The organism is Arthrobacter sp. SIMBA_036, from assembly GCF_046535135.1.
Lineage (GTDB): Bacteria > Actinomycetota > Actinomycetes > Actinomycetales > Micrococcaceae > Arthrobacter.
In genome coordinates this window covers 75,335-99,162 of sequence record NZ_JAWRXG010000005.1, presented here as the reverse complement: position 1 = coordinate 99,162, position 23,828 = coordinate 75,335, and the positions used below count along the sequence as shown (strand labels likewise).

The window sequence follows — 23,828 nt, the reverse complement described above, 5'->3', positions numbered from 1 at the left end:
ATGACCACAGCTACAGTTTCGAGGACGTCAGCAACCTCAACAGACCGGCCCAAGCGGCCGTTCAACTGGGGCTCCTTCCGCACGTACATCAGTGCGGCCATCATCCTGATTTGGTGCTTGGCACCGTTCTACTGGATGGTTGTCACGGCTTTCCGGGACGTCGGTTTTACGTTCGATACCACGCCTTTCTTCACGCACGTCACGTGGGACAACTTCGCCACTGTCTTCGACGAAAGCCTCGGCAACCACTTCGGCAAGAACCTCCTCAACAGCTTGATCGTTGGGGTGGTGACCACCGTCGTCGCACTTGTCGTTGGCGTGTTCGCAGCCTATGCCCTGGCGAGGTTGAACTTCCGATTCAAGTTCGTGGTGCTTGGCTTCATCCTGGGGGCTTCCATGTTCCCCGGTGTCGCCTTGGTTACGCCGCTCTTCCAGCTGTTCACCAACATCGGCTGGTTCGGTACCTACCAGGCCCTGATCATTCCCAATATTTCGTTCGTGCTTCCGTTGACCGTGTATACCCTCACCTCGTTCTTCCGTGAGATGCCATGGGAGCTTGAGGAAGCCGCTCGAATCGACGGATGTACGCAGGGCCAGGCATTCCGGAAGGTGATCCTGCCACTGGCTGCTCCAGCCACGTTCACCACGGCCATCCTTGCTTTCATCGCATCGTGGAACGAGTTCCTGATTGCCAGCCAGCTCTCGAATGACTCCACAAAGACCGTAACGGTGGCCATTGCCTACTTCGCCGGTTCCCAGCCTCATCAGGAACCGTATACGGCGGTCATGGCTGCCGGCACCGTGGTCACTATCCCGTTGGTCATTCTGGTGCTCATATTCCAGCGGAAGATTGTTGCCGGGCTGACGGCGGGTGCTGTCAAGTGACCAGTTCCGCCGATGCTGCTCCATCCGCTTCCTCCCGGCAAAATCCGGACCGGAAGAATCCGGACAGCAAGCATGTCCGGTCCGCTGAGGACTTTGACATCATCATTGGCCTGTTGGGTTTCTGGGGGCTTGTGCTTCTGGTGGTAACGGTTGCCATGGAACTCACCGGCCAGCCTGCTTTGGGTTGGGCGCTGGGACTGCTGGCGATTGTCTTGGCCTTATGGGGGATGTTTCGGCTCCGGAAGAAGCTGCCCCCGAGGACCACCAAGCGTCTGAAGTGAGTGGATTCGCAATATATGGCGTGAAATCGGCGGAGGGCATGGGGGCGGAATAGGCTGGGTGTGCCGTCTGGGAACGCCCCTCGGCTTTCGGCGTGCACCAATGAGGGGGCATCAGTGGCAAAGGCGAACGAACGGTCCCAACGTGGTGGCCATGCGGGAGTCAGCATCGAGGACGTCGCCGCAGCTGCTGGAGTCTCCACCGCAACAGTCTCCCGGGCGGTCAGGGGCCTGCCCCGCGTTTCCCCCGCCACCAGGGAAAAAATCCTTGAAGTAGCCGGTTCTCTTGGGTACGTGGCCTCGTCGTCGGCTTCCGGGCTGGCGACGGGCCGCACCCGGACCATCGGGGTCCTGGCCCCGTTCGTCAGCCGATGGTTTTTCTCCAAAGCCATCGAGGGCGCCGATCGGGAGCTGCACTCGCGCAAGTACAACCTGTCGCTCTTCAATCTCGGCGGCCATGGAAGCAACCGGGAACGCCTCTTCAGTTCCACCATGGTCTACAAACAAATCGATGCCTTACTGGTTCTCTGCATGTCCCTGAGCGCCGACGAACTCGAACACCTCCACAAGCTCGACATCCCCTTGGTTGTAGTGGGTGGGCACGTTGAAGATTGTGCCTACATCGGCATCAACGATTACGACGCCGCGTCCACTGCTGTCCGGCATCTGCTGGAACTGGGCCACACAGATATAGCACTGCTCCATGGAGACGACGAGACGGACCTCAACTTCGATGTTCCCCGCGTGCGTATCCGCGCCTTCCAAGAAGTCATGGCCGACGCCGGACTGGAAGTCCGTCCCGAATGGGATGAATGGGGAGACTTCACAGTGGCCAGCGGCCAACACGCATTCAAGCGTCTTTGGAAGCAACCCGGGCGCAAACCCACTGCAATCTTCTGTTCGTCGGACGAGATGGCCATGGGAGTCATCTTTGAGGCCGCCCGCCATGGTGTCCGCGTTCCCCAGGACCTTTCAGTCATCGGCATCGATGACCACGATTTCTCGTCCTCGCTCGGCCTGACCACCGTGGGCCAACGTCCTGACAACCAGGCTGAGCTCGCCACCAAGATGCTGCTCGATGAACTTGACGGTGTTACCGGGGCTGTCAGGTCGCAGGTAGCGCCGTTCGAGCTGATCATCCGCGAGACAACTGCCCCGCCACAGCACCTTGCTCAGGACGCCCGCGCCAACTGACGGATTGGTATCCAACGGGAAGCAAGACGGCGGTACGCGGCTGCGGCGCCTGTCATGTCGCCTTCCGCCAGGCATTCGATGCCCAGCCGCACGTCCATCGGTGATTCGTCTGGGTAGACCTTGTCCGCCACCGCACCGTAATCCAGTTCCACAAGGGACCGCGTGTGGAACAATTCCAGCCATTCGGTCAGCTGCGTCAAGTCATCGAGCATGTCCAGGTCCGGCGCGGCCAAAGCAAGATGGGCCACCGCGAACCGCGCCCGGTCCAGCGCTTCGGTCAGGGGCGTCCATACCCTCACGGTGAGGATGCGTCCGCCGGCTTCGACGACGTCCTTGCGGTCCCCTTCGGAGAATAAGGAGAACCAGCTGAACGGGATGCCCCAGGTGGACGCCCGGGTATGGACCCGTTTGGCATCCTCGCCCGCGTTGATCCGGTCTATCCGGAGCTGGTGCTTGTCCCGCTGCGATACGGGGATGAGCAAGTCCGCCAAGGGACTATGGATGCCGTCCATGAGCGCGTTGGCTGCCAAACCTGCCCGAATCACCAGCTGGCTGGGGCAGTAAAGGATCCGTCCGGCGTCGTCCTCATCTTTGCCGCCGTTCCCCGGAGCCAGGTGCCGGGCGGCAGGTACGCGGGTCATTCTCACCAGATCCGTGCGCCCGGTGGGAAAAGGATCGCCTCCCTCGCGGGTGATGCGGCCCAGCGATGCTTGCAGTTCCGCGTTTTCGACGGCGGCCCGGGAGCCGATCTTCCTGCCCTCTGCCACCAGTTGGCGTTGCTGGTCCGGCGGAAAGGCGGCGAGCGGTTCGTAAACCCGCAGTGAGGAAGAGAAGGGCAGGCCTGCTTGGCCCCCGTACAGGTTTCCAGCCATGATCGGCCTGCCCCTTCCCTTATCTCGCGTGTTTGCGTAGCTGGTTAATAAGGTTAATCGGCGAGTTCCACAATGACGGGCGCATGGTCCGAGGCGCCCTTGCCCTTGCGCTCCTCCCGGTCAATGGAAGCACCAGTGACCCGCGAAGCCAACGCGGGGGATGCCAAGCAGAAGTCGATGCGCATGCCTTCCTTCTTGGGGAAGCGCAGTTGCGTGTAGTCCCAGTAGGTGTAGACGCCCGGACCGGGCGTAAAGGGGCGGGCGACGTCGGTAAAACCGGCTGCTTCGAACGCGTGGAACGCGGCCCGCTCAGGTTCGCTGACGTGCGTGAAGTTGTTGTTCCGGAACAGCTCGATGTCCCAAACATCCTCATCGAAGGGGGCGATGTTCCAGTCGCCCATCAGCGCGATCTTGGCGGTCGGATCGGACTTTACCCACTCGGCCGCGTGGCCCTGCAGGACGTCCAGCCACTTGATCTTGTACGGCATGTGTTCGTCGTCCAACGAGCGGCCGTTGGGAACGTAGAGGCTCCAGATGCGCATGCCGCCACAGGTCGCGGCGATGGCGCGGGCCTCCTGTGCGGGGTCCTTGCCTGCCTTGCCGAACATTGGCTGGTCCGGAAACGTCCGCTCGACGTCATCCAAACCCACCCGGGAAGCGATGGCGACGCCGTTCCACTGGTTCACGCCAAAGTGCGCGACCTCGTAGCCCATGCGCTCAAAAAGCTCCCACGGAAAGTTCTCGTCCTTGCACTTGGTCTCCTGGATGGCCAGGACGTCACAGTCGCTGCGGTCAAGCCAGGCTTCAACTCGGTCAGCGCGGGCACGGAGGGAGTTCACATTCCAGGTAGCTATCTTCACAGCCACTAACTTACCGAACTTGGCGCTCGGTGCACCCCCCAACCGGCTAGTGGGCGTACAACGACCGGGACGCGAGCCTGCGGAGGGTGATGCCCGAAACGATCAACAGCAGACCCGTGACGATGGCAAACGCAGCGAGCATTCCCATGAGCCCCAGAATCCCGATGCCTGGATTGGTGAGGACCACTATCCCGAACACAGTGGTGATGAATCCTGTGAGGAACCAGATGCCCCACCGAGCGATGAAGTTCCTCGCGGCAAACGCCAGCACCATCTGCGAAATCCCCAGGATCAGGGCCCACAGCCCGATCAAGACGGCGACGGCGGTGGCAGTGATCCCCGGCCAGGCAACGGCCACGATGCCAGCTGCAATGGAGATAAAGCCGCCCACCATCGTCCAACTGGAACGGCCCGCGGGATCGTAGAAGTAATGGGCAACACTGGTGATGCCGTCAACTATCGCGAAGATCCCAAAAAGGACCACGATTCCGAATGCCGTGGCCCCCGGCAAAACGGTGATGAGGAGCCCAAAAACGACGGCGAGGGCTCCCCGGACCAGCAGCGCCGTTCCTGGGTGTTTGTACATTCTGCGACCCGATACGTCAGACATACCGTCAGCGTAGCCAACCGTCCGCCTATTCGAAACAGTTAGGTACTAGAGGGCCTCAAGGACGCTGACGTAGTTGGCGATACCCACTCCGCCCATGTTTTGCACGGCTCCGCGTCGGGCGTTTGGCAGTTGCATATCGCCCGCGGTGCCGGAAAGCTGCATGGCGGCGATGACGTGCTGCGATACGCCGGTGGCGCCCACGGGGTGGCCCTTCGCCTTCAGCCCGCCTGAGACGTTGACGGGCAGTTTGCCATCCTTGTACACCCAGCCCTCTTGGATAGCCCGTGCACCTTCACCCCGCGGCGTCAGGCCCATAGCTTCGTACATGACCAACTCGGCGATGGTGAAACAGTCGTGGACCTCCGCGAAGTCGAGGTCCCCGACGCCGACGCCAGCCATGCGGAATGCCCGCTCCCAGGAGGCCCGGGTGGCAGCGAACTCCGTGGGATCCCGTTTCTCCGCGGGGAAAAAGTCGTTCGCGTGTCCGAATCCGGCAAGGCGCACCGGCGCGGTGGTGCCTCCGGTTGCCGTCGTTGAAATCACGACGGCGGCAGCCCCGTCCGAGACTGGCGAGCAGTCGGTGCGGCGTAACGGTTCGGCCACCATGGGGTTCTTCTCGGAAATGGTGCGGCAGAATTCTTCACCGAAGTCACGATGCATCTGGGCGTGCGGGTTGGCCATGCCGTTGTGGTGGTTCTTGGCGGCGATGGAACCAAGGACATCACCGAGGCCGGCTTCAAATCCCGGGGCCGCGATCTTGGAGCCGTACCGCTTGTCGTAGTGCTTGGCCACCTCAGCGAAGAGGCCGGTAAAGCCGGTGGTGGAGGCCTTGCCCGCCATTTCGTAGGAAGCACCCAGTAGTGCCGCCCCCACGACGTCCGCACCGGCGTCGGTCATTTTCTCGGCACCGATCACCAGGACGTTGCGTGCGGTCTCGGCGAGGAGGGCCTTGACGCCTTGCTGGAAAGCGGCCGACCCGGAGGCGCAGGCATTCTCCGTGCGTGTTGCCGGGACGTTGGCGAGGTCTTCGGACAGCTGAAGTGCCAGGGAGGAGGTGAAGCCCAGTGGCTGCATCCCTGAGTTGAACTGGCCGAGGTAGATCTCGTCGATGTCCTTCGGGTCCAGGCCTGAGTTGCGTATCGCTTCCCCGGCTACCTGGACGATCAACGATTCCAGGGTGTCATCGGTCAGTTTGCCGAATTTGCTGTGGCCCCATCCCGTGAGAAGGACATCTTTGCCGAACTGGTCATGGAGGCTCATGCGCGTACTCCTTCGAGGGTGCTTTCTTCCGTGCCGACTTCCAGCGCGACGGTGAATTCAGCCTCCGTCTTGCTGCGGATCTCTTCAACAGTGACGCCGGGGGCGAGCCGGGTCAGCACGAGGGCGGTTCCGCCGTCGTGCGGTTCTGCGCCAGGGGCAGCCTGTTCCGGAACGATGTCGAAAACGGCGAGGTCGGTGATGATCCGATCAACGCACTTGAGTCCGGTGAGCGGCAGGGTGCATTCCGTGACGATCTTGGCCGTTCCGTCTTTGGCGTTGTGTTCGGTGAGGACCACCACGCGCGGAGTGCCAGCCACCAGGTCCATGGCCCCGCCCATGCCCTTGACCATCTTCCCCGGGATGGTCCAGTTGGCGAGGTCGCCGCTGCCGGAGACCTGCATTGCGCCGAGGATGGCAACTTTTACATGTCCGCCGCGGATCATTCCGAAAGACGTGGCGGAGTCGAAGATGCTGCCGCCGGGGGTGATGGTCACGGTTTGCTTGCCCGCGTTGATAAGGTCGGCGTCTTCCTCGCCTTCGTATGGGAAAGGGCCCATGCCGAGCAAGCCGTTCTCGCTCTGCAGGACCACCCGCACGCCGTCGGGCAGGTTGTTGGCCACCAACGTGGGGATGCCGATGCCGAGGTTGACGTAGTCGCCGTCGGTCAGCTCTTCAGCTGCGATCGCGGCCATCTGGTCTCGCGTCCATGCCATGGTGTGTGCTCCTTTGCTTAGACCGTGAAGTTCTTAGACCGTTGCGTGTACCGGCCGCGGCCGGACGGTCCGTTGTTCGATGTCCTTCACCCGGTCTGTGGCCTGCACCAGCCGCTGGACGTAGACGCCGGGGGTGACGACGTGGTTTGGATCCAACTCGCCCGACGCCACGATGACCTCAGCCTCGGCGATGGTCACGGCACCGGCCGTGGCCACTACCGGATTGAAGTTCCGGGCTGTATAGCGGTAGATGAGGTTGCCGTCGGTATCGGCAGTATGTGCGTGGACAAGTGCGACGTCGGCGGTGATGGCGCGCTCGCGGACGTACGTCACGCCGTCGAACTCTTCCAAGGGCTTGCCTTCGGCCACCAAGGTGCCCACACCCGTACGCGTGTAGAAGGCCGGGATACCTGCGCCCCCGGCGCGGAGCCTCTCTGCGAGGGTGCCCTGGGGCGTGAACTCGACCTCAAGTTTCCCGGCAAGGTACTGCTCGGCGAACAGCTTGTTCTCGCCCACATAGGACGCAATGACCTTCCGCACCTGGCCGGCCTCGATCAGCACGCCGAGGCCCTTGCCATCCACGCCCATGTTGTTGGAGACGACGGTGAGGTCTTTGGCGCCTGAATCACGTACGGCGTCGATCAGGTCCGCCGGGATACCACTTAAACCAAAACCTCCGACGGCGATGGTCAAGCCGTCTGTTATCACGTCCTGCAGCGCGAGGGCGGCGCTCGTGTGGATCTTTGACATTCTGAGCTCCCGTTTGAGTGGTGGCCTATCCACTTTGTGGACATGACCCTTCTGTATGTGAGCCTAGGTTTTGGCTGACTGCGGGTCAACGGTTCGCACACTGATCCACCCACTCTGTGGACGCTACACTGATAAGTGTCCATAATGTGGATGAAATTTAGGAAAGGGTGCCATGGCAGTACAGGGAGCGCAGGTGGTGGGCAGGGTGGCCCTGCTTCTGAGGTTGGTGGGTCGCAAGCCGGAGGGGACGTCCCTGGCCGGCTTGGTCCGTGAGTCAGGGTTGACCCGCCCCACCGTGCACCGGTTGCTGTCATCGCTGGCAGCTGAGGGCCTCCTTGAACACAATTCCGCCACCGGCAAGTGGGCCCTGGGCTCAGAAATCTTCTTGCTCGGATCCGTGGCGGCGGCCCGCTTCCCGATGGAGGAGATCGCCCGTCCATCCCTCCGCCGGTTGGCCGCTGAAACAGGGGAGAGCGCGTTCTTCTCCATCCGTCGAGGCAACGAGACCGTGTGCGTGCTGCGGGAAGAAGGTTCATTCCCGGTGCGGTCTTTCGTGCTCCACGAGGGAGTGCGATTCCCGTTGGGGGTAGCGTCCGCGGGAACGGCGATCCTTGCCTTCCTGCCTCCCGAAGAGCAGGAAGGCTTGTTCACCCAATGGCCTGCCCATGCCGGGGACTTCTCCGCAGGGCACCCCGTTGAGACTGTGCGTGAAAACCTTGAACGAACCCGGTTGACAGGCTATTCCGTCAACCCGGGCCTGGTTTTGGAAGGGAGCTGGGGCATGGGTGCGGCGGTGTTTGACCAGCACGGAGAACCCGCGTGGGCCCTTTCCTTGACGGGCATCGAACCGCGCTTCCGGCCCGACCGGCAGGAGTTCCTTGGCAAACTCCTGCTGGCCGAAGCGCACCGGATGACTGCGAGGCTGCAGGGCAGCTGAGAGGTTATCCGAACGTGAACGAGTACGCCTGGATACCCTTTGGCACCTGCACTTGGAGGCTGCCAGCGCTGCTCGAGGAATCGTCCACGATCTTGTACAGTGTGGGCGTTCCGGAGACTGCCACCGGAGTGCTCTTACCATTCCGGATCACGTTCAAGGTGCCCTGGCCACTAACCACGATGTACACCTGCTTGGCGTGGTACTTCAACGCGATGGACGAGCCATCGCCAGTGGGCGTAATGGACTGAGTGCCCAGATCCCAACCCCCGGCGAGGGCGTAGCTATCGGCCGCTTGGGCTGCCGGTGCTGTGTAGACGCCCGGACCTGCCTTGTACGGTTCGGTGCCCCCGTAATTGACCTTCTTGGTGGTCCCAAAATAAGTCTCGGGAGTCGTGGCTCCGGCGACGGGGCCGGCGTCGGACTTCTCCGTCGGGGCCGGAAGCGTTGCCGACGGGTTAGCCTGCTGCAGCAATTCGCGGATGAGCTTCTCCGTGGTCTGGTAGCCGCCCTCGCCGAATTGGATTTGCCGGACTGTTCCCGAGGAATCGATCAAGTAGTGAGCGGGCCAGTAGCGGTTACGGTAGTTGGTCCAGGTGGAGAGGTTGTTATCAATCCCCACCGGATAGGTGATCCCGAGGTTCTGTGCCCCGGCCATCACGTTGTGGGGTTCCTTCTCGAAGGCATACTCGGGGGAGTGCACGCCGACGATTTCCAGTCCGGCGGCCTTATAGGCGCTGTACCAATCGGTCAGGTGCGGAACCGAACGCTGGCAGTTGATGCAGGAGTAGGCCCAGAAGTCCACCAGAACTACCTTGCCCTTCAGGTCTTTCAAGTTCACCGGCTGGTTACCGGGCGTGTTGAACCACTGCTGGATGCCCTTCAGGTCCGGTGCGGTGCCGCAGGATTCCAGCTCGGTGCCGCCGTTGGTGCATTTGTCGAGGTCCTTGTTCTGGTCATTGACCAGTCCGCCGAGATCCAGCGCCTTCTTGACGCTTTCATTGTCCTGCACTTGTGCCTGCAGTGTGGAGGTGTAGTCCGGGACAAGCCTCTGGAGTAGTTGGGGCAGGTTGAAGACAAGTCCGATAGCCAGGGCGATCATCATTATTCCGCCTGCAACTCGGATCTTGCGTTGGTTCTTGCGGAACGTCTTGACCCTTTCGGCTACGCGGCGGCCGGCAAGGGCGAACACCAGCAGGGGCAGCGCGGCGCCCAAGGCGAACGTCAACGTAAGGACGATGGTTTCCGTGCCGATCCGGCCCGTGGCGCCAGCCACCGCAATGGCGGCGAGCACTGGTCCTGCACAGGGAACATAAACGACGCCGAGGGCCAGCCCCAGCACCAGCCCACCATTTTCTGTGCCTACCCTGCGCTGCGGTACCCATGAGAACGGCTTCTCCAGGAGGTGCTGGAAGCGCTCAAAGATCAGCCCGAGGCCGATCAGCACCAGCACCACTAGCCCAATCCAGCGCACCAGGTCCTGCGGCAGGTTCACCAGTGTCAGAAGGAACGAGCCCACCAACGTGAAGACACTGAAGCTGATCACCAGCCCCAGGATGACAAGGTACGGCCGCAAGCCGGCCTTGCGCCGGCGCTTGGCTTCAGCCTTAAGATCGACGGGCCCTTGGCGCGCTCCCTGCACGCCACCGGATAAGAAGATGACCGGAAGGACAGGAAGGATGCAGGGGGAGATCCCCGTGATCAATCCGCCCAGCAGGCCGATAAGTGCTAGTTGCAACATTGCGTCTCCCAACGTTTGCCGGGCGGCTGCAACGTAAGCCGGCTCCGGATATCTGCAAGCAGTTCGGAGCCGAGGCCCGTGTGGCTTGGTCGAAAAACTTTTTCGATCAGTACCCATCCAGCTGGTGCCGACCTCCGAATAGCTGGTGAGACACAAACTGCCGGGCAAACAAACCGCCGGCGGCCCGGGTCCCACCAACCAACGGAACCAACGCCCTGGTTCCACAAAAAAGGAGAATGACATGTTGTCCACAAAGCGCCCCGCTCTCGCCTTCGTCGGCCTCACCGCAGCTGCCCTTCTCGGCCTTACTGCGTGTGGTGGTTCGAGCACCTCCAGCACCGCCTCCACTCCGGCCGCAGCGCCCTCATCTGCGGCATCATCGTCCATGGCAGCGTCGCCGTCGATGTCCGCTACTGCCAGCGCGGCCATGGATCCTACACGTGACCTTGTTGGGCCGGGCTGCGCAGGCTACGCGGCGCAAGTTCCCAGTGGTGCGGGCTCGGTCCTGGGCATGTCACAGGACCCGGTAGCTGTCGCCGCCTCCAACAACCCTCTCTTGAAGACCCTGACGTCCGCAGTCTCGGGGAAGCTGAACCCGAAGGTGGATCTGGTATCCACCTTGGACGGCAGCGAGTTCACGGTGATCGCGCCTGTTGACTCCGCTTTCGCCAAGATCGACCCCGCCACCATCGCAACGCTCAAGACTGATGACGCCTTGCTGAGCAAGATCCTCACCTACCACGTGATCCCCGGCCAGCTGACGCCTGATCAGATGGTGGGCACACACAAGACCGTGCAAGGCGGGGACGTGACGGTGGCCGGCACCAAAGATGCGTTGACTGTAAATGGCGCCAATGTTATTTGCGGTGGCGTCCACACGGCTAATGCAACGGTTTACCTCGTGGACTCCGTATTGATGCCCAAGTAAAAAAACTCAATTGCTGAAAGTGACGCCCTTTACCCTAGATGTAGAGGGCATTACTTTCGGCCACCGAGAGTTAATCTGGTTTCCCGGTCAGGACTGGGATATCATGAAAAAACAGGACATTCGCTGATGCAGACCGGCGGCCCGTACTTCTCTCTTAGAAGAGGCCACCGCAATGACCGACACCCAAATCGCCCGTTTTCTCCGTGACAGCGTGGTGTTCGAGGACGACACCGAAAAAGGCCTGGACTTCGACACCCTCTACGGCTTGTATATCAGCTGGTGCGTACTGGAACGCAAGGTTCCGATTCCCGATTCAGCTTTCAAGACCGCGCTTCAACTCGAGGGCATCAAGTCCGCCAAGGAAATCGGCCACAGGATCTATCCCGGCATGAGCATGGTGGGGCCTGCCGCAAGGGACTACGTGGTGAACAACGTGCCCATGTGGACTGAAACGGCCTCGGCTCCGGCTCCCGTACTGATGGAAATCGGCGAGGAAGCCATCGCTTTCAGCGCCTGACCTCCACCGGCTTCGCCCAACATCTCACCAACAGCCCATGCCCCTAGTATTCGTTAGGGACATGGGCTGTTCCCATGCCTGCGCTGAAAGGAAAAATGAAGCCGTCCATCGTTTGGTTCCGCGACGACCTCAGGGTCGCTGACAACCCCGCGCTCCGTGCCGCAGTGGACGACGGCGCCGCCGTCGCACTTTACGTCCTTGACGAGGAATCGGCGGGCCTTCGGCCCCATGGTGGTGCGTCCCGCTGGTGGCTGCACCATTCCTTGCTGGCGCTCCGCGCCGAGTTGGACAAACTGGGCATCCCGCTGGTGTTGCGTCGCGGCCCGGCGTTGGAGGTAGTCCAAGAATTGACGACGACGCTCGGTGCCGGCGCCCTCTACTGGAACCGGCGGTACGGTGCGGCGGAGCGAACGGTCGACGCCGGCATCAAGGCTTGGTCGCGCGAGACCGAACTTCACGTCTCGAGTTTCCAGGCCTCACTGCTTCACGAGCCGTGGAACGTGACCACCAAAACAGGCGGGCAGTACAAGGTCTTCACGCCTTTCTGGCGGACCGTCTCGGCGCAGGATTTTCGGGAGCCGCTGCCCGTGCCTCAAGCCGGCCACGGCTACACAGGTTCCACTGCTGAAAGTGATGACCTGGAGTCTTGGTCGCTGCTGCCCACAAAGCCGGACTGGGCAGGAGGGTTGGCGCAAGCTTGGACGCCTGGGGCTGCCGCGGGCCACAAACGCCTTGCCGGCTTCGTGACGGAGGGTCTTTCCAATTACAGCGAGGGCCGCAACCGTCCGGACACTGATGGCAGCAGCGGCCTTTCCCCGTACCTGAGATGGGGTGAGCTCAGCCCTTACGAAGTGTGGCACGCGCTCGGGGAAAAGCGGTCCGAGAGCAGCAGCATTTTCGCTTCGGAGCTGGGGTGGCGCGAGTTCTGCTGGCACCAGTACTTCCACAACCCGCAGCTTGCCACGGCGAACCTTCGCCCGGAGTTTGACCGTTTCCCGTGGGCGTGGCCCGGCAGTGACGGCAGCAACGGGCGCGAACCGGGCCACGAGGGCGCCCCTCAGGAGTTCCGCGCCTGGAAAAAGGGAATCACCGGGTTCCCTTTGGTTGACGCGGGCCAGCGGCAACTCTGGGCCACGGGCTGGATGCACAACCGTGTACGCATGGTCGCGGCCAGCTTCCTGGTCAAAAACCTCGGCATCCACTGGCAACTGGGCGAGCAATGGTTCTGGGACACCCTTGTCGACGCGGACCCGGCGTCCAACCCGGCCAACTGGCAGTGGGTGGCCGGCTCCGGGGCGGACGCCTCCCCGTTCTTCCGGATCTTCAACCCGGAGGGGCAGCGGACCAAGTTCGACCCCCAAGGCAAGTACATAGCCCACTGGATCCCCGAGTTCGGCACTCCGGACTACCCGGAAGGAATCGTGGACCTCAAGGCCACCCGGGCCGAGGCCTTGGAGGCATACAAGGGCATGAGGGAAGTCCACTAGCGAATTCTTCGCCCGGGCGGGGCGCCGGGCAGCCCGCCGGGAACGCTCCTTGGACCCCCTCTGGAAATTAGTAGGAAGTCCGAGTATATTCGGTTTCAGAGATGACCTGGATCACAGTTGGTCACGTGTTCCTCGCCGGTCCCAGCACCCGGCGGAACGGTAGTCATTCACGATGCAAAGGAGCATTTCCACCATGGTGCGCGAACTTTCCCACTACATAGATGGCCAGAGGATCGACGGCACGTCCGGTCGTTTCAGTGACGTTTACGATCCCTGCACGGGCGAAGTCCAGGCGCGGGTTCCGTTGGCCAGCGCCGATGAGGTGCGCAACGCCGTCGCAAATGCCGAGAAAGGCCAGCTCGAATGGGCGGCCATGAACCCGCAGCGCCGGGGACGGATCCTGCTCAAGTTCGTGGACCTGGTCAACGAGAACATGGACGAACTTGCCACACTCCTGTCCTCCGAACATGGCAAGACGTTCGCGGACGCCAAGGGTGATATCCAGCGTGGCGTCGAGGTAGTGGAGTTCTCCGCCGGCGCCCCGCACCTGCTCAAAGGTGAGTTCTCGGACAACGCCGGCACTGGGATCGACGTGCATTCCCTCCGCCAGCCGCTGGGCGTCGTCGCAGGCATTACGCCCTTCAATTTCCCGGCCATGATCCCGCTCTGGAAGTCCGGTCCCGCGCTTGCCGCCGGGAACGCCTTCATCCTCAAGCCCTCCGAACGGGACCCCTCGGTTCCGCTCCGACTGGCCGAACTCTACAGCGAAGCCGGGGTGCCGAACGGCGTCTTCAACGTGGTCAACGGCGATAAGGAAGCCGTGGATGCGCTGCTTGAAGACCCACGTGTGCAGGCCGTTGGCTTCGTGGGTTCCACGCCGATCGCCCAGTACATCTACGCCACCGCCGCTGCCCACGGCAAACGCGCGCAGTGCTTCGGCGGGGCGAAGAACCACATGGTGATCATGCCTGACGCGGATCTCGACATGGCCGCCGACGCCCTGATCGGTGCCGGATACGGATCGGCAGGGGAGCGCTGCATGGCCATCTCCGTGGCCGTTCCCGTGGGCCAGGAAACGGCAGATGCCCTGGTGGCTAAGCTGAGCGAGCGCGTGAAGGACCTGAAAGTGGGCCACAGCCTGGCCAAGGATTCGGACTTCGGGCCCGTGGTGGCGGCCTCCGCGAAGGAAAGGATCGAGGGCTACATCCAGTCCGGGGTGGACGAAGGGGCAACGCTGGTGGCCGACGGGCGCGGCCTCACCGTGGACGGCTACGACGGCGGGTTCTGGGTTGGTCCCACGCTGTTCGACAACGTCACCAGCGACATGAAGATCTACAAGGAAGAAATCTTCGGACCCGTCCTCAGCGTGTTGCGCGCGGCCGATTACGACGAGGCACTCAGGCTCTGCAACGAGCACGAGTTTGGCAACGGCGTCGCCATTTTCACGCGCGACGGCGACTCGGCCCGCGACTTCGCGAGCCGCGTCCAAGTTGGCATGGTGGGTATCAACGTTCCCATCCCCGTACCTATCGCGTACTACACCTTCGGCGGCTGGAAAGCCTCCGGTTTCGGCGACCTCAACCAGCACGGCGCCGACGCTTTCCGTTTCTACACCAAGACCAAGACCGTGACGTCGCGGTGGCCTTCCGGCATCCGCCAAGGGGCCAGCTTCGTGATGCCGGCAGGCAGCTGATGGAGGCACTGGACACCGAAATCGTGCAAACCGCGGACGTTCAATTTGAACGGCGCGGACACCTGGGCGTGGTGACGCTCAACCGCCCCAAGGCCGTCAATGCGCTCAACTCCGGCATGGTCAAAGCCATGTTGCAGCAGCTCAGCGCCTGGGCCGACGACGACGACGTTGCCACGGTTTTGGTCCGCGGCGCCGGAGACCGGGGGCTGTGCGCAGGTGGCGACATCGTCGCTATCTACAAAGACATGCTGCACGGCGGGACCGAGACTGCCGGGTTCTGGGCGGACGAGTATCGCCTGAACTCCCTCATAGCGCGGTATCCCAAGCCCTACGTCGCCTTCATGGACGGGCTGGTCCTCGGCGGGGGCGTCGGCGTTTCAGCGCACGGCTCACTTCGCATCGTCACCGAGCGGACGCGAACGGGCATGCCGGAAACCACTATCGGCTTTGTCCCGGACGTGGGCGGCACGCTGTTACTGTCCCGCGCGCCGGGCGAAACAGGAACGCACGCTGCGTTGACCGGCGCCCACCTGACCGGGGCGGATGCGCTGTTCCTCGGGCTCGCGGACCACTTCGTGCCGTCCGAAAGCCTGCCCGCACTGGCAGAAGCGCTGGAAAGCTCGACGGCGGAGGCCGCCGTCGAGCGCTACGCCCAAGCGGCGCCGGACTCGGCACTGGCAGCGCAGCAAGAGTGGATCGACCCTGCCTACGCGCACGACGCCGCAGAGGACATTGTGGGAAGCCTGCGCTCCCTGGGCGGTGAGGCTGCTGCTGCCGCAGACACTATCGAAGCGAAGTCGCCGACGTCGGTGAAGGTCACCTTGGAGTCGTTGCGACGCGTTCGGGGCCTCTCGCTCGAGGAGGCGCTTGACCAGGAATACCGCGTGGGCCTGCGGTGCTTGGCAGGGCCGGACTTCCGCGAGGGTATTCGCGCCCAGGTGGTGGACAAGGACCGCAATCCACACTGGAAACCAGCCAGCCTCGCCGACGTGCAGGCGTCCGACGTCGAGGGCTACTTCGCGCCGCTCGGCGAACGGGAACTTGGGCTTCACGAGTCCGCCATCAGCAGCAAGTCAAAGGAGACGACATGACAGAGAACGCATCCTCAACGGGACTCATCGCTTTCCTGGGGCTCGGCCACATGGGTGGGCCCATGGCCGCCAACCTCATCAAGGCCGGTCACGACGTTGTCGGCTATGATCCGGTCCCGGCGGCAGTTGAGGCAGCGACTGCACACGGCATCCCCATGGTTTCTTCCCCCGCTGAAGCTGTTGCCGGCGCAGCCATCGTCCTGACCATGTTGCCTAGCGGCAAACATGTGTTGGATGCCTACCGCGGCGTGGACGGCCCGGGGCTGTTGAGCGTTGCCCCAGCAAACACGCTGTTCCTTGACTGTTCCACCATCAACGTGGACGAGGCCCGGGAGGCGGCGGCCATTGCACTGGATGCCGGACACCGTTCGGTGGATGCACCCGTTTCCGGGGGCGTGGTGGGTGCCGAGGCGGGCACTCTGACCTTCATGGTGGGTGCGCTGCCTGAGGACTTTGAGACCGTGCGGCCCATCCTTGAGCTCATGGGCAAGAGGATCGTCCACTGCGGTGACCACGGCGCCGGGCAGGCCGCGAAGGTCTGCAACAACATGATTTTGGGCGTATCCATGATCGCCGTTGCCGAGGCGTTCGTGCTCGGCGAGAAACTCGGTCTCACCCATCAGGCATTGTTCGACGTCGCATCCAACGCGTCCGGTCAATGCTGGGCGCTCACCACCAACTGTCCGGTTCCCGGCCCGGTTCCCACGAGCCCGGCAAACCGTGACTACAAGCCCGGCTTTGCGGGGGCATTGATGGCCAAGGACCTGCGCCTCGCGTTGAACGCGCTGGAAAGCACGGGTGTTGCCGCACAGATGGGGCCGCTCGCCTCGCGTATCTATGACGACTTCGCGGCGGGCGACGGCGCCGGCAGGGACTTCTCCGGCATCATCACGGAGATCCGCGATAAGTCTGTGTGAGAGCTTGGTACTTAGCAGTTCGTGTAGTGCGCAGTTCGTGTACGTGAGAAATGGTCGAGAGGGAGAGCATGGCTGAGCAGTACCGGAACATAATGGTCGAACGCAGGGATCGCGTGGGCTTGGTGACCTTGAACCGGCCGTCAGCCTTGAATGCGCTGAACACGGAACTGATGAATGAGCTGGTCTCCGCAGTGAAAGAGATGGACACCGATCCGGACGTGGGCGCCGTGGTGATCACGGGCTCTGCCAAGGCGTTCGCGGCCGGTGCGGACATCAAAGAGATGTCCTCCAAGACCTACATGGAGATGTATGCCGCGGACTGGTTCCGGCACTGGGAAGACCTCACCAGGCTCCGCATCCCCGTGATCGCAGCGGTGTCCGGGTTTGCCCTGGGTGGCGGATGCGAGCTCGCCATGATGGCCGATTTCATCATTGCCGGGGACAACGCCAAGTTCGGCCAGCCGGAGATCAACCTCGGGGTGATTCCCGGTATGGGAGGCTCGCAGCGGCTTACCCGTGCCGTGGGCAAGGCCAAGGCGATGGACATGGTGCTGACCGGGCGTTTCATGGATGCCGAGGAAGCCGAGCGTTCCGGCCTTGTGTCCAGGGTTGTTCCCGCCGAGGACGTGGTGGAGGAGGCACTCAAAGCCGCCGAGGTTATCGCCTCCAAGTCCAAGCCGGTTGCGATGGTGGCCAAGGAAGCGGTCAACGCTGCTTTCGAGTTGTCGCTGAGCCAGGGCGTCGTGTTCGAACGCAGGGTATTCCACTCATTGTTCGCCACAGAGGACCAGAAGGAAGGCATGGCCGCGTTCACCGAGAAACGCCAGCCCGAGTTCAAACACCGCTGACGCGCGGGTTGACGTGTATTGCGGGTGCCTGGGGCTAGACTCGGGGCACTGACGAATGGGGAGAGACATGTCAACGGAGATCGTTCAAACCGGGCAATCCAACATCGTGGCCCAGCCGGTGAACCGCCAGGCAATGGTCGCTGCTGCCATCGCGGTGCTGGCCTTGGCCGGGCTGTTCTTCGCGGGCATGGCGATCATCGCTGTCTTCGCCGTGGGCGCGGGCCACGTTGCGCTGAACCAGATCCAGCAGCGCCAGGAACGCGGCCGCGGCTTTGCCATCGGCGCCCTGGTGGTTGGCTATGGGATCGGGCTTGCCTCGTTGGTCTCAGCGTTGATCTTCGCGATGACCTCCTAGGCCCTCACCGCGCGTCGAGGGGTTAGCTCTCGGCATTTACGAGCTCGCTTTGTGCCGAGAGCTAACCCCTCGCGGTAAGGAGTCCTGCTACTCTTCCGCGAAGTCTCCGGCGTCCCTGCGAAAGGTGCCGAGGACTCGGATGAGGTGATCGACGTCGTCGGGCCCGAATCCGGACTGCCCGAAAACTTCCGCGTTCAACGCCGCCGTCGCCTTCTTGGCCAGGCTGCGGCCCTCGGGGGTGAGTTCGATCAGCGTGGTCCGTCCGTCCGTCGGGTGCGGCGAACGGCTCACCAAGGCAGCCCGTTCCAAGCGGTCGACGGCGTTGGTCACCGAGGTGGGATGGACCTGCAGGAGCGCGCTGGCCTTATTCATGGGCAGCGCGCCACTGCGTGCGAAGCTCAGCAACGCCAGGAGTTCGTACCTCGCGAAGGTTAGCCCGAACGGCTTGAGGACAGTTTCGATGCGCGCGAGCAGGATCTGTTGCGTACGCATGATCGCGGTGATGGCCGCCATGGGCGCGGCAACATCGCCCCATCCATGCCGCTCCCAGTTGCGCTGGGCGTCGGCGATAGGGTCGCGGGGAAGCGGGGTGCCCATGGGCCTCCTTGGTTTGTTGGATGCCTAGTCTCTCAGATTCGGGAACTCTTCCTCTGTATATTCCACTCCCAAGCCCGCGGGAAGAGGTCCGCTGCCGTGCCGGGCAACCTCGGTTCCGCGCAGTTCGACCCGCCTGATCTTGCCGGAGATGGTCTTGGGTAGTTCGCCGAATTCGAGCCGACGTATCCGCTTGAATGGTGCCAGGTGGGTGCGGCAATACCTCAGGATGTCTTCGGCTACCGCCGGGCCTGGCTCGTACCCGGCAGCCAGGACCACGAACGCCTTGGGCACCGACAACTTCACGGCATCCGGCGATGGGACCACCGCCGCTTCTGCCACGGCGGGGTGTTCGATCAGGACGCTTTCGAGTTCGAACGGGGACAGGCGGTAGTCGGAAGATTTGAAGACGTCGTCGTCCCGTCCCACATAGGTGATCACGCCGTCGGCATCCCGGCTGGCCATGTCCCCGGTGTGGTAGTAGCCGTTGCGGAACGCGTCGGCCGTTTTCGCTTCGTCGCCGAAGTATCCTTTCATGAGCCCCACGGGCCGGGGATCCAAGCGCAAGCAGAGTTCGCCGTCGTCGGCTTCTTGCCCGGTGGCCGGGTCCACGAGGACGACGTCGTAACCGGGCAGCGGGCGCCCCATGGAACCGATCTTCACGGTTTGGGCAGGAGTGTTGGCGATCTGGACCGTGGATTCGGTCTGTCCGAAACCATCGCGGATGGTGACCCCCCAGGCGTCTTCGACTTGCCCGATGACCTCGGCGTTCAGCGGCTCACCGGCGGAAACAACCTTGCGGGGCGGGGTGGCGAGCTGCTTGAGGTCGGCTTGGATCAGCATGCGCCACACGGTGGGGGGAGCGCAGAAGCTCGTGACTCCTTCGCGGCCCATCTGGTCCATCAGGGCAGCTGCGTCAAAGCGTTCATAGTTGTAGATGAAGACGCACGCCTCTGCGATCCACGGCGTGAACACATTGGACCAGGCATGCTTGGCCCAGCCAGGTGATGCGACGTTGAGGTGCACGTCGCCTGGCTCCAAGCCAATCCAGTACATGGTGGACAGATGGCCCACCGGGTAGGAGGTGTGGGTGTGCTCCACGAGCTTGGCCCGCGAGGTAGTGCCCGAGGTGAAGTAGAGCAGCAGGGTCTCATCCCCTCGGGTGGGGCCGTCGGGGGTGAAGTCCGTGCCGGCGTCGTACGAATCTGCGTACTGCAACGCCTCGGTGTTGGCGGGCTCGGCCCCCACCTCGATCAGCGTGTACGACCCCTCGACGGCGGCGAACTTGCCGATGTTGGCGCTGCCGACCGCTACCCAGTGGGCCCCGCCGCGTTCCACCCGGTCCTGCAGGTCGCGGGCGCCCATGAGCGTGGTGGTGGGTATCATCACGATGCCCAGTTTGATCCCGGCGAGCATGAGCTCCCAGAGTTCCACTTGGTTGCCGAGCATGATGATCATGTGGTCGCCGCGGTTCACGCCTTGGTTCCTCAGCCAGTTGGCCAGCTGGGATGACCTTTCGGATAGTTCCTTGTACGTGCGGTGGGTGGAGCTGCCGTCCTGTTCAACTATGACCAGCGCGGGTTTGTCCGCCTTCTGCGGTTCCGCGGCGATCTGGTCGAACCAGTCGAGGGCGAAATTGAACTCCTGGAAATGTGGCCATTCGAACTCGGCGTGGGCCTGCTTGTAGTCTTCGCGAAGCTCGAGCAGGCGATCTCGGGCCGTACGGAAGTCATCTGTGACTGTCATAGTCTGCCTTTCGCTGGGGCTTCGGCACCATTGCCGGCCAATCCCGTCTAGTGATCCATATCACCTTGCAATATACTAGGACATCCAAGGGTTTGGAAGAGCCTCCGTGGACATGACGAAGGGGAGTAATGCTCCAAGAACAAGCGGCCGGCCCGGTTACCGACGGCGCCGCCCAAGAACGCGCCCAGCCTCCTTATCCGGAGGCGGACCTCATGCACGTAGTGGATCTGCTTCCCACCGAGGAGCGGACCAGGTATTTCGAGATCAGGGAGTTCCTGCAAACGCGGATCCGCGCGGCCAGTATCGATTACTGGAACCGGGAAGAGTTTCCCACGGGTTTGTTGGCGGACATGGCCAAGTATGGCCTGGGCAGGCTCCAGACCGACGGCTCCTCGAAGCTCTTCAAGGGCCTTATGTACACCGAAATCGCGCGCGCGGACGTCTCTCTGTCAGCCTTGGTGGGCATCCACAACGAGCTTATCGTTGGCATGATCCATGAGCTCGGCTCCGACGAACAGAAGCGCCGCTGGCTGCCGGGACTTGAAGCGTTCACCCAGTTGGGTGCCTTTGCGTTGACCGAACCGGACCACGGCTCGGACATCGCCGGAGGACTCTCGACGACGGCGCGGCGCGAGGGCGATGAATGGGTCATCAACGGCGCCAAGCGATGGATCGGGGCCGGCACAATCGCCGACTTGGCTCTGGTTTGGGCACGGGATGAAGCCGACGGCGGCATCAAAGGCTTCATCGTGGAGACCGAACGCGCCGGATATAAGGCCACCAAGATCTCCAACAAGATCGGCCTGCGCATCATGCAGAATGCGGACATCACCCTGGATGAGGTGCGCATTCCTGCGTCGAACCTCCTGCCCGGAGCCACGGCATTTTCACGGGCCAACGATCTGCTGCGGGATTCCCGCGCGTGGGTGGGGTGGCAAGCTGCCGGCATCCAGTTGGCTGCCTTCGACATCGCACGCTCGTATGCCCTGGACCGCAAGCAATTCGGGAAGGAACTTGCCCGCTTCCAGCTGGTCCAACAGCAGCTCGCGGACATCTTGGGCAATGCGAACGCTTCCCTGTCCATGATGGTGGAGCTCGCGCGGATCCAACAGGCGGGAAAGCTCGAGATGGTACAGGCCGCTATGTGCAAGGCCACTACCACCAGGTTGGCCCGCTCGTCGGTGGCGATGGGCCGGTCCTTGCTGGGGGGCAACGGGATCACCACCGACTATGAGATGGGCAAGCTTTTCGGTGATGCGGAGATCCTCTACACGTACGAGGGTAGCTATGAGATCAACTCGATGATCGTGGCGCGAGCGGTAACGGGGAAGTCAGCGTTCGTTTAGGCCACCCCCGCTGGTGGGGCGTTGTGCCGCTTCGCTGATAATGGCCCGGAGCTCATCCCGGAGCGCATCAACGTCCTGGGTCACACCTTCCAAGATTCCCCGCTCCAGGGCGTGGGCTTCTTGGAGCAGGGCCGTGCCCGTTGCGGTGATGGAGACTGTCTGGTTGTGCCGGCTAGTCCGCCTGCGCCGGCGGTTGATGCAACCCCTGAGTTCGAGCCGTAGCAGCAGCGGGCCCAGCGTTTGCGGCTGGGCCCGCATGATCGTGGCCAGTTCGTCCTGGGTGACGGGCCCCGCGGCTACCAGGGCGTCCAGGGCGACCACTGCCGGAAATGTCAGTCCGAGGGCTCGCAACTCTTCTTCCCACCGCTGCTCGACCAACCGGGCCGCCGCGGAGAGCAAGCGGGCTGTACCCCACTGTTGCGCATCAGGCATATGCAACCATCCCGTCTTCGGCAGCGAGTACGGGCCGGTGGACCAAGGGGCGAAAGCTAAGTAACCTGATGATCTACAGCGTAGGCATGTTGGTCCGGATTCGCCAACAGTAAGTCGGCAGTGGAAATTCTAGTATTCGAAATATGGAATTATTTTGATCGCCTTTATCGCTCCGAAATAGAAGAAACAGTCCAAAGCGCTTTGGACTGTTTCTTGAGGGTTCCCGCAGGTGGAGGCGTTAGAGGTTCTTATCGGCATAAACGCGCAGGGCATCCCTGACAAATGCTGCCCCGACTTCTCCGCCGTAATTCGCAGCGAACCGCGGATCGGCGACGTACATTTCACCGAGTCCGGTGACGTACCCCTTTACATCACCGACGGGAGCCGCCGTCGGCGTGCCTGGAATCCCCGTAAGCCACTCGACGTGCCTGCGCGCAAGGTCCTGGGCCACTTGGCTGTCAGGAGCAGTGCCGGACTTCGATGCGGAGATCCAATCCGCACCCAGCGCACGGACGCGCTCCTGCCACTGCTGCTTGTCCTCGGGACTCATGTTCCGCCACCATGTGTCGCTGGCGGCATAAGCGTCCTTGCCCCAGCGCTGCTCCACCTCGTCCTTATATTGCGTGTGGTCAAAGCCGTCAAACATGTCCTTTGCCATGTACTTTCCATCCCCTTTCAACGATTCGATGGTCTGCTGGACGGAGGCGATCTGCCGCGTCAGCCGCTCTTGCTCCTGGCGTAGCCAGACAAGGTGGCCAGTGAGGGCCTTCGCGGCGTCTGTCTCGCGGCGAAGGACCTCGGCGATGGCCGTCAGCCCAAGCCCCAGTTCCCGGAGCAGCAAAATGCGCTGAAGCTGCACCAATGCCGGACCGTCGTAGTAGCGGTAGCCGTTGTGGCCGATCCGGCTTGGCTTCAGTAGCCCGACGTCGTCGTAGTGGCGCAGCGTCCGGCTGGTGGTACCCGCCATCTTGGCGATTTCCTGAATGGACCAGTCCATCCGTGCCTCCGTCCTGCCTGTACCTTCGACTGTAGGGGTTGACGCAGCGTCAAGGTCAAGGTGTTTTTGGGAGGGTTCGCAAAGGGTCAGTCAGCGAGGATCAGGTACAGCGCGCGACGGGTCTCGTCGAGCTTCGCTATGGCCGCCTGACGTTGTTCCTCGGTGGCAGAGCCGCGGAATTGGTGGATGACTCCCATGAGCTTGCCAACGCTTTGGTGGAAGGCCTGACCGGTGGAGTCCGCTTCTGTGTTCCAGGCGTTGGCCAGCTCTTCCTCATGCTCGGCAACGTAAGCGCGGCCGTCGTCCGTGAGGGTGAATTCCGTGCGGCGTCCTTCTCCGACGGCCACAATGAGCTCTTCATCCACCAGTTGCTGGAGTGTCGGATAGACAGAGCCCGGGCTGGGCCGCCATGCGCCTGAGGTCTTCTCCGCGATGGTTTTGATCAGGCCGTAACCGTTCGACGGCGACTCGGCAAGCAATGAAAGAATCGCCGCGCGGACGTCCCCTCGATTGGCGCGACGTGGGCCGCCGGGTCCAAAGCCGCGCGGTCCGAATCCGCCAAATCCGCCGGGTCCGGGTCCAAAGCCAGGTCCAAATCCGGGCCCGAAGCCGCCGCCACCGTGTCCGCCGGGTCCACGACGGCCCCTGCCTTGGTTGAAGCGACCGCGTCCGTGTCCGTGCTGGTCGCCGTGTTCATGATTCCCGGAGCCGTATCCGGGGAGGTTGTTTTCGTTGTCATTGATGCCTTTCATAGCAGCATCATCCTTTCGGTTGTTGTGC

The 23,828-nt window shown here is 62.6% G+C and carries 24 protein-coding genes and 1 pseudogene; 13 read left to right on the top strand and 12 right to left on the bottom strand.

Annotation, left to right across the window (positions count from 1 at the left end; all coding sequences use genetic code 11):
- The 3 genes from SB659_RS08555 to SB659_RS08545 all read left to right on the top strand — a co-directional run bounded on the left by SB659_RS08555 (position 1) and on the right by SB659_RS08545 (position 2,357).
- Positions 1-885: a carbohydrate ABC transporter permease gene (locus SB659_RS08555; protein WP_284975812.1), complete on the top strand. Its 885-nt coding sequence runs from the start codon at positions 1-3 to the stop codon at positions 883-885.
- Positions 882-1,166, top strand: coding sequence for a hypothetical protein (locus SB659_RS08550; RefSeq protein WP_284979277.1), 285 nt, complete (start codon positions 882-884; stop codon positions 1,164-1,166). The genes SB659_RS08555 and SB659_RS08550 overlap by 4 nt, the downstream gene beginning before the upstream one ends.
- 114 nt (positions 1,167-1,280) lie before the next feature.
- On the top strand, positions 1,281-2,357 hold the full coding sequence (locus tag SB659_RS08545) for a LacI family DNA-binding transcriptional regulator (protein WP_284979276.1): 1,077 nt from the start codon (positions 1,281-1,283) through the stop codon (positions 2,355-2,357).
- Here the strand turns inward: SB659_RS08545 and SB659_RS08540 are convergent.
- From SB659_RS08540 to SB659_RS08515, 6 genes are read right to left on the bottom strand one after another with little or no spacing between them, the layout of a single operon-like run.
- Positions 2,336-3,229, bottom strand: a complete 894-nt coding sequence (locus SB659_RS08540; protein WP_284979275.1) for a hypothetical protein — start codon at positions 3,227-3,229, stop codon at positions 2,336-2,338. The genes SB659_RS08545 and SB659_RS08540 overlap by 22 nt on opposite strands.
- A 53-nt stretch (positions 3,230-3,282) precedes the next feature.
- Complete coding sequence (locus SB659_RS08535; RefSeq protein WP_284979274.1) at positions 3,283-4,089, bottom strand: exodeoxyribonuclease III; 807 nt, start codon at positions 4,087-4,089, stop codon at positions 3,283-3,285.
- A gap of 46 nt (positions 4,090-4,135) precedes the next feature.
- On the bottom strand, positions 4,136-4,699 hold the full coding sequence (locus tag SB659_RS08530) for an HdeD family acid-resistance protein (protein ID WP_284979273.1): 564 nt from the start codon (positions 4,697-4,699) through the stop codon (positions 4,136-4,138).
- 45 nt (positions 4,700-4,744) lie between these two features.
- Entirely contained in the window at positions 4,745-5,959 is a 1,215-nt protein-coding gene (locus SB659_RS08525) for an acetyl-CoA acetyltransferase (RefSeq protein WP_410550120.1), read from the bottom strand.
- Positions 5,956-6,672, bottom strand: coding sequence for a CoA transferase subunit B (locus tag SB659_RS08520; protein ID WP_284975805.1), 717 nt, complete (start codon positions 6,670-6,672; stop codon positions 5,956-5,958). The genes SB659_RS08525 and SB659_RS08520 overlap by 4 nt, the downstream gene beginning before the upstream one ends.
- Before the next feature lie 33 nt (positions 6,673-6,705).
- A complete protein-coding gene (locus SB659_RS08515; RefSeq protein WP_284975804.1) occupies positions 6,706-7,422 on the bottom strand; it encodes a CoA transferase subunit A in 717 nt (238 codons plus the stop codon).
- Positions 7,423-7,594: 172 nt separating this feature from the next.
- Between SB659_RS08515 and SB659_RS08510 the strand changes: the two genes are divergently transcribed.
- Complete coding sequence (locus tag SB659_RS08510) at positions 7,595-8,359, top strand: IclR family transcriptional regulator (protein ID WP_284975803.1); 765 nt, start codon at positions 7,595-7,597, stop codon at positions 8,357-8,359.
- A gap of 4 nt (positions 8,360-8,363) precedes the next feature.
- Here the strand turns inward: SB659_RS08510 and SB659_RS08505 are convergent, their stop codons facing one another.
- Positions 8,364-10,097, bottom strand: coding sequence for a cytochrome c biogenesis protein DipZ (locus SB659_RS08505; RefSeq protein WP_410550119.1), 1,734 nt, complete (start codon positions 10,095-10,097; stop codon positions 8,364-8,366).
- 241 nt (positions 10,098-10,338) lie between these two features.
- Between SB659_RS08505 and SB659_RS08500 the strand changes: the two genes are divergently transcribed.
- The 8 genes and pseudogenes from SB659_RS08500 (at position 10,339) to SB659_RS08465 (ending at position 17,933) form a co-directional block, all read left to right on the top strand.
- Entirely contained in the window at positions 10,339-11,025 is a 687-nt protein-coding gene (locus tag SB659_RS08500; RefSeq protein ID WP_410550118.1) for a fasciclin domain-containing protein, read from the top strand.
- Positions 11,026-11,197: 172 nt separating this feature from the next.
- Complete coding sequence (locus SB659_RS08495; protein ID WP_284975800.1) at positions 11,198-11,542, top strand: hypothetical protein; 345 nt, start codon at positions 11,198-11,200, stop codon at positions 11,540-11,542.
- Between the two features lie 95 nt (positions 11,543-11,637).
- Positions 11,638-13,029: a cryptochrome/photolyase family protein gene (locus SB659_RS08490; protein ID WP_410550117.1), complete on the top strand. Its 1,392-nt coding sequence runs from the start codon at positions 11,638-11,640 to the stop codon at positions 13,027-13,029.
- 193 nt (positions 13,030-13,222) lie between these two features.
- Positions 13,223-14,722, top strand: coding sequence for a CoA-acylating methylmalonate-semialdehyde dehydrogenase (locus SB659_RS08485; RefSeq protein WP_410550235.1), 1,500 nt, complete (start codon positions 13,223-13,225; stop codon positions 14,720-14,722).
- Positions 14,722-15,777: pseudogene (locus SB659_RS08480) on the top strand (enoyl-CoA hydratase/isomerase family protein); the annotation flags it as partial. The gene SB659_RS08485 and the pseudogene SB659_RS08480, both read left to right, overlap by 1 nt.
- Positions 15,687-16,730 (top strand): 3-hydroxyisobutyrate dehydrogenase, encoded by a 1,044-nt coding sequence (mmsB, locus tag SB659_RS08475; protein ID WP_410550234.1) that lies wholly within the window; start codon positions 15,687-15,689, stop codon positions 16,728-16,730. The pseudogene SB659_RS08480 and the gene mmsB, both read left to right, overlap by 91 nt.
- 68 nt (positions 16,731-16,798) lie before the next feature.
- The gene (locus SB659_RS08470) at positions 16,799-17,578 is read left to right on the top strand and encodes an enoyl-CoA hydratase (RefSeq protein WP_284979262.1); all 780 of its coding nucleotides are present in this window, start codon (positions 16,799-16,801) and stop codon (positions 17,576-17,578) included.
- A 67-nt stretch (positions 17,579-17,645) separates the two neighbouring features.
- A complete protein-coding gene (locus SB659_RS08465) occupies positions 17,646-17,933 on the top strand; it encodes a DUF4190 domain-containing protein (RefSeq protein WP_284979261.1) in 288 nt (95 codons plus the stop codon).
- A gap of 87 nt (positions 17,934-18,020) precedes the next feature.
- Here the strand turns inward: SB659_RS08465 and SB659_RS08460 are convergent, their stop codons facing one another.
- Positions 18,021-18,530: a MarR family winged helix-turn-helix transcriptional regulator gene (locus SB659_RS08460; RefSeq protein WP_284975794.1), complete on the bottom strand. Its 510-nt coding sequence runs from the start codon at positions 18,528-18,530 to the stop codon at positions 18,021-18,023.
- A gap of 24 nt (positions 18,531-18,554) precedes the next feature.
- Positions 18,555-20,273: an AMP-binding protein gene (locus tag SB659_RS08455; protein WP_410550116.1), complete on the bottom strand. Its 1,719-nt coding sequence runs from the start codon at positions 20,271-20,273 to the stop codon at positions 18,555-18,557.
- Positions 20,274-20,401: 128 nt separating this feature from the next.
- Here SB659_RS08455 and SB659_RS08450 point away from each other — a divergent pair, with 128 nt between their 5' ends.
- A complete protein-coding gene (locus tag SB659_RS08450) occupies positions 20,402-21,619 on the top strand; it encodes an acyl-CoA dehydrogenase family protein (protein WP_410550115.1) in 1,218 nt (405 codons plus the stop codon).
- Here the strand turns inward: SB659_RS08450 and SB659_RS08445 are convergent.
- The 3 genes from SB659_RS08445 to SB659_RS08435 form a co-directional block, all read right to left on the bottom strand.
- Positions 21,605-22,051 (bottom strand): MarR family transcriptional regulator, encoded by a 447-nt coding sequence (locus tag SB659_RS08445; protein WP_410550114.1) that lies wholly within the window; start codon positions 22,049-22,051, stop codon positions 21,605-21,607. The genes SB659_RS08450 and SB659_RS08445 overlap by 15 nt on opposite strands.
- Positions 22,052-22,289: 238 nt before the next feature.
- Positions 22,290-23,048 (bottom strand): MerR family transcriptional regulator, encoded by a 759-nt coding sequence (locus SB659_RS08440; protein ID WP_410550113.1) that lies wholly within the window; start codon positions 23,046-23,048, stop codon positions 22,290-22,292.
- A gap of 86 nt (positions 23,049-23,134) precedes the next feature.
- The gene (locus SB659_RS08435) at positions 23,135-23,800 is read right to left on the bottom strand and encodes a PadR family transcriptional regulator (RefSeq protein WP_410550112.1); all 666 of its coding nucleotides are present in this window, start codon (positions 23,798-23,800) and stop codon (positions 23,135-23,137) included.
- Positions 23,801-23,828 lie beyond the last annotated feature (28 nt).

Coding starts and splice junctions, on each gene's coding strand:
- SB659_RS08555 (WP_284975812.1), top strand. CDS start 1: ATGACCACAGCTACAGTTTCGAGGACGTCAGCAACCTCAACAGACCGG.
- SB659_RS08540 (WP_284979275.1), bottom strand. CDS start 3,229: ATGGCTGGAAACCTGTACGGGGGCCAAGCAGGCCTGCCCTTCTCTTCC.
- SB659_RS08530 (WP_284979273.1), bottom strand. CDS start 4,699: ATGTCTGACGTATCGGGTCGCAGAATGTACAAACACCCAGGAACGGCG.
- SB659_RS08525 (WP_410550120.1), bottom strand. CDS start 5,959: ATGAGCCTCCATGACCAGTTCGGCAAAGATGTCCTTCTCACGGGATGG.
- SB659_RS08520 (WP_284975805.1), bottom strand. CDS start 6,672: ATGGCATGGACGCGAGACCAGATGGCCGCGATCGCAGCTGAAGAGCTG.
- SB659_RS08515 (WP_284975804.1), bottom strand. CDS start 7,422: ATGTCAAAGATCCACACGAGCGCCGCCCTCGCGCTGCAGGACGTGATA.
- SB659_RS08510 (WP_284975803.1), top strand. CDS start 7,595: ATGGCAGTACAGGGAGCGCAGGTGGTGGGCAGGGTGGCCCTGCTTCTG.
- SB659_RS08505 (WP_410550119.1), bottom strand. CDS start 10,097: ATGTTGCAACTAGCACTTATCGGCCTGCTGGGCGGATTGATCACGGGG.
- SB659_RS08500 (WP_410550118.1), top strand. CDS start 10,339: ATGTTGTCCACAAAGCGCCCCGCTCTCGCCTTCGTCGGCCTCACCGCA.
- SB659_RS08495 (WP_284975800.1), top strand. CDS start 11,198: ATGACCGACACCCAAATCGCCCGTTTTCTCCGTGACAGCGTGGTGTTC.
- SB659_RS08490 (WP_410550117.1), top strand. CDS start 11,638: ATGAAGCCGTCCATCGTTTGGTTCCGCGACGACCTCAGGGTCGCTGAC.
- SB659_RS08485 (WP_410550235.1), top strand. CDS start 13,223: ATGGTGCGCGAACTTTCCCACTACATAGATGGCCAGAGGATCGACGGC.
- SB659_RS08470 (WP_284979262.1), top strand. CDS start 16,799: ATGGCTGAGCAGTACCGGAACATAATGGTCGAACGCAGGGATCGCGTG.
- SB659_RS08465 (WP_284979261.1), top strand. CDS start 17,646: ATGTCAACGGAGATCGTTCAAACCGGGCAATCCAACATCGTGGCCCAG.
- SB659_RS08460 (WP_284975794.1), bottom strand. CDS start 18,530: ATGGGCACCCCGCTTCCCCGCGACCCTATCGCCGACGCCCAGCGCAAC.
- SB659_RS08455 (WP_410550116.1), bottom strand. CDS start 20,273: ATGACAGTCACAGATGACTTCCGTACGGCCCGAGATCGCCTGCTCGAG.
- SB659_RS08450 (WP_410550115.1), top strand. CDS start 20,402: ATGCTCCAAGAACAAGCGGCCGGCCCGGTTACCGACGGCGCCGCCCAA.
- SB659_RS08445 (WP_410550114.1), bottom strand. CDS start 22,051: ATGCCTGATGCGCAACAGTGGGGTACAGCCCGCTTGCTCTCCGCGGCG.
- SB659_RS08440 (WP_410550113.1), bottom strand. CDS start 23,048: ATGGACTGGTCCATTCAGGAAATCGCCAAGATGGCGGGTACCACCAGC.
- SB659_RS08435 (WP_410550112.1), bottom strand. CDS start 23,800: ATGAAAGGCATCAATGACAACGAAAACAACCTCCCCGGATACGGCTCC.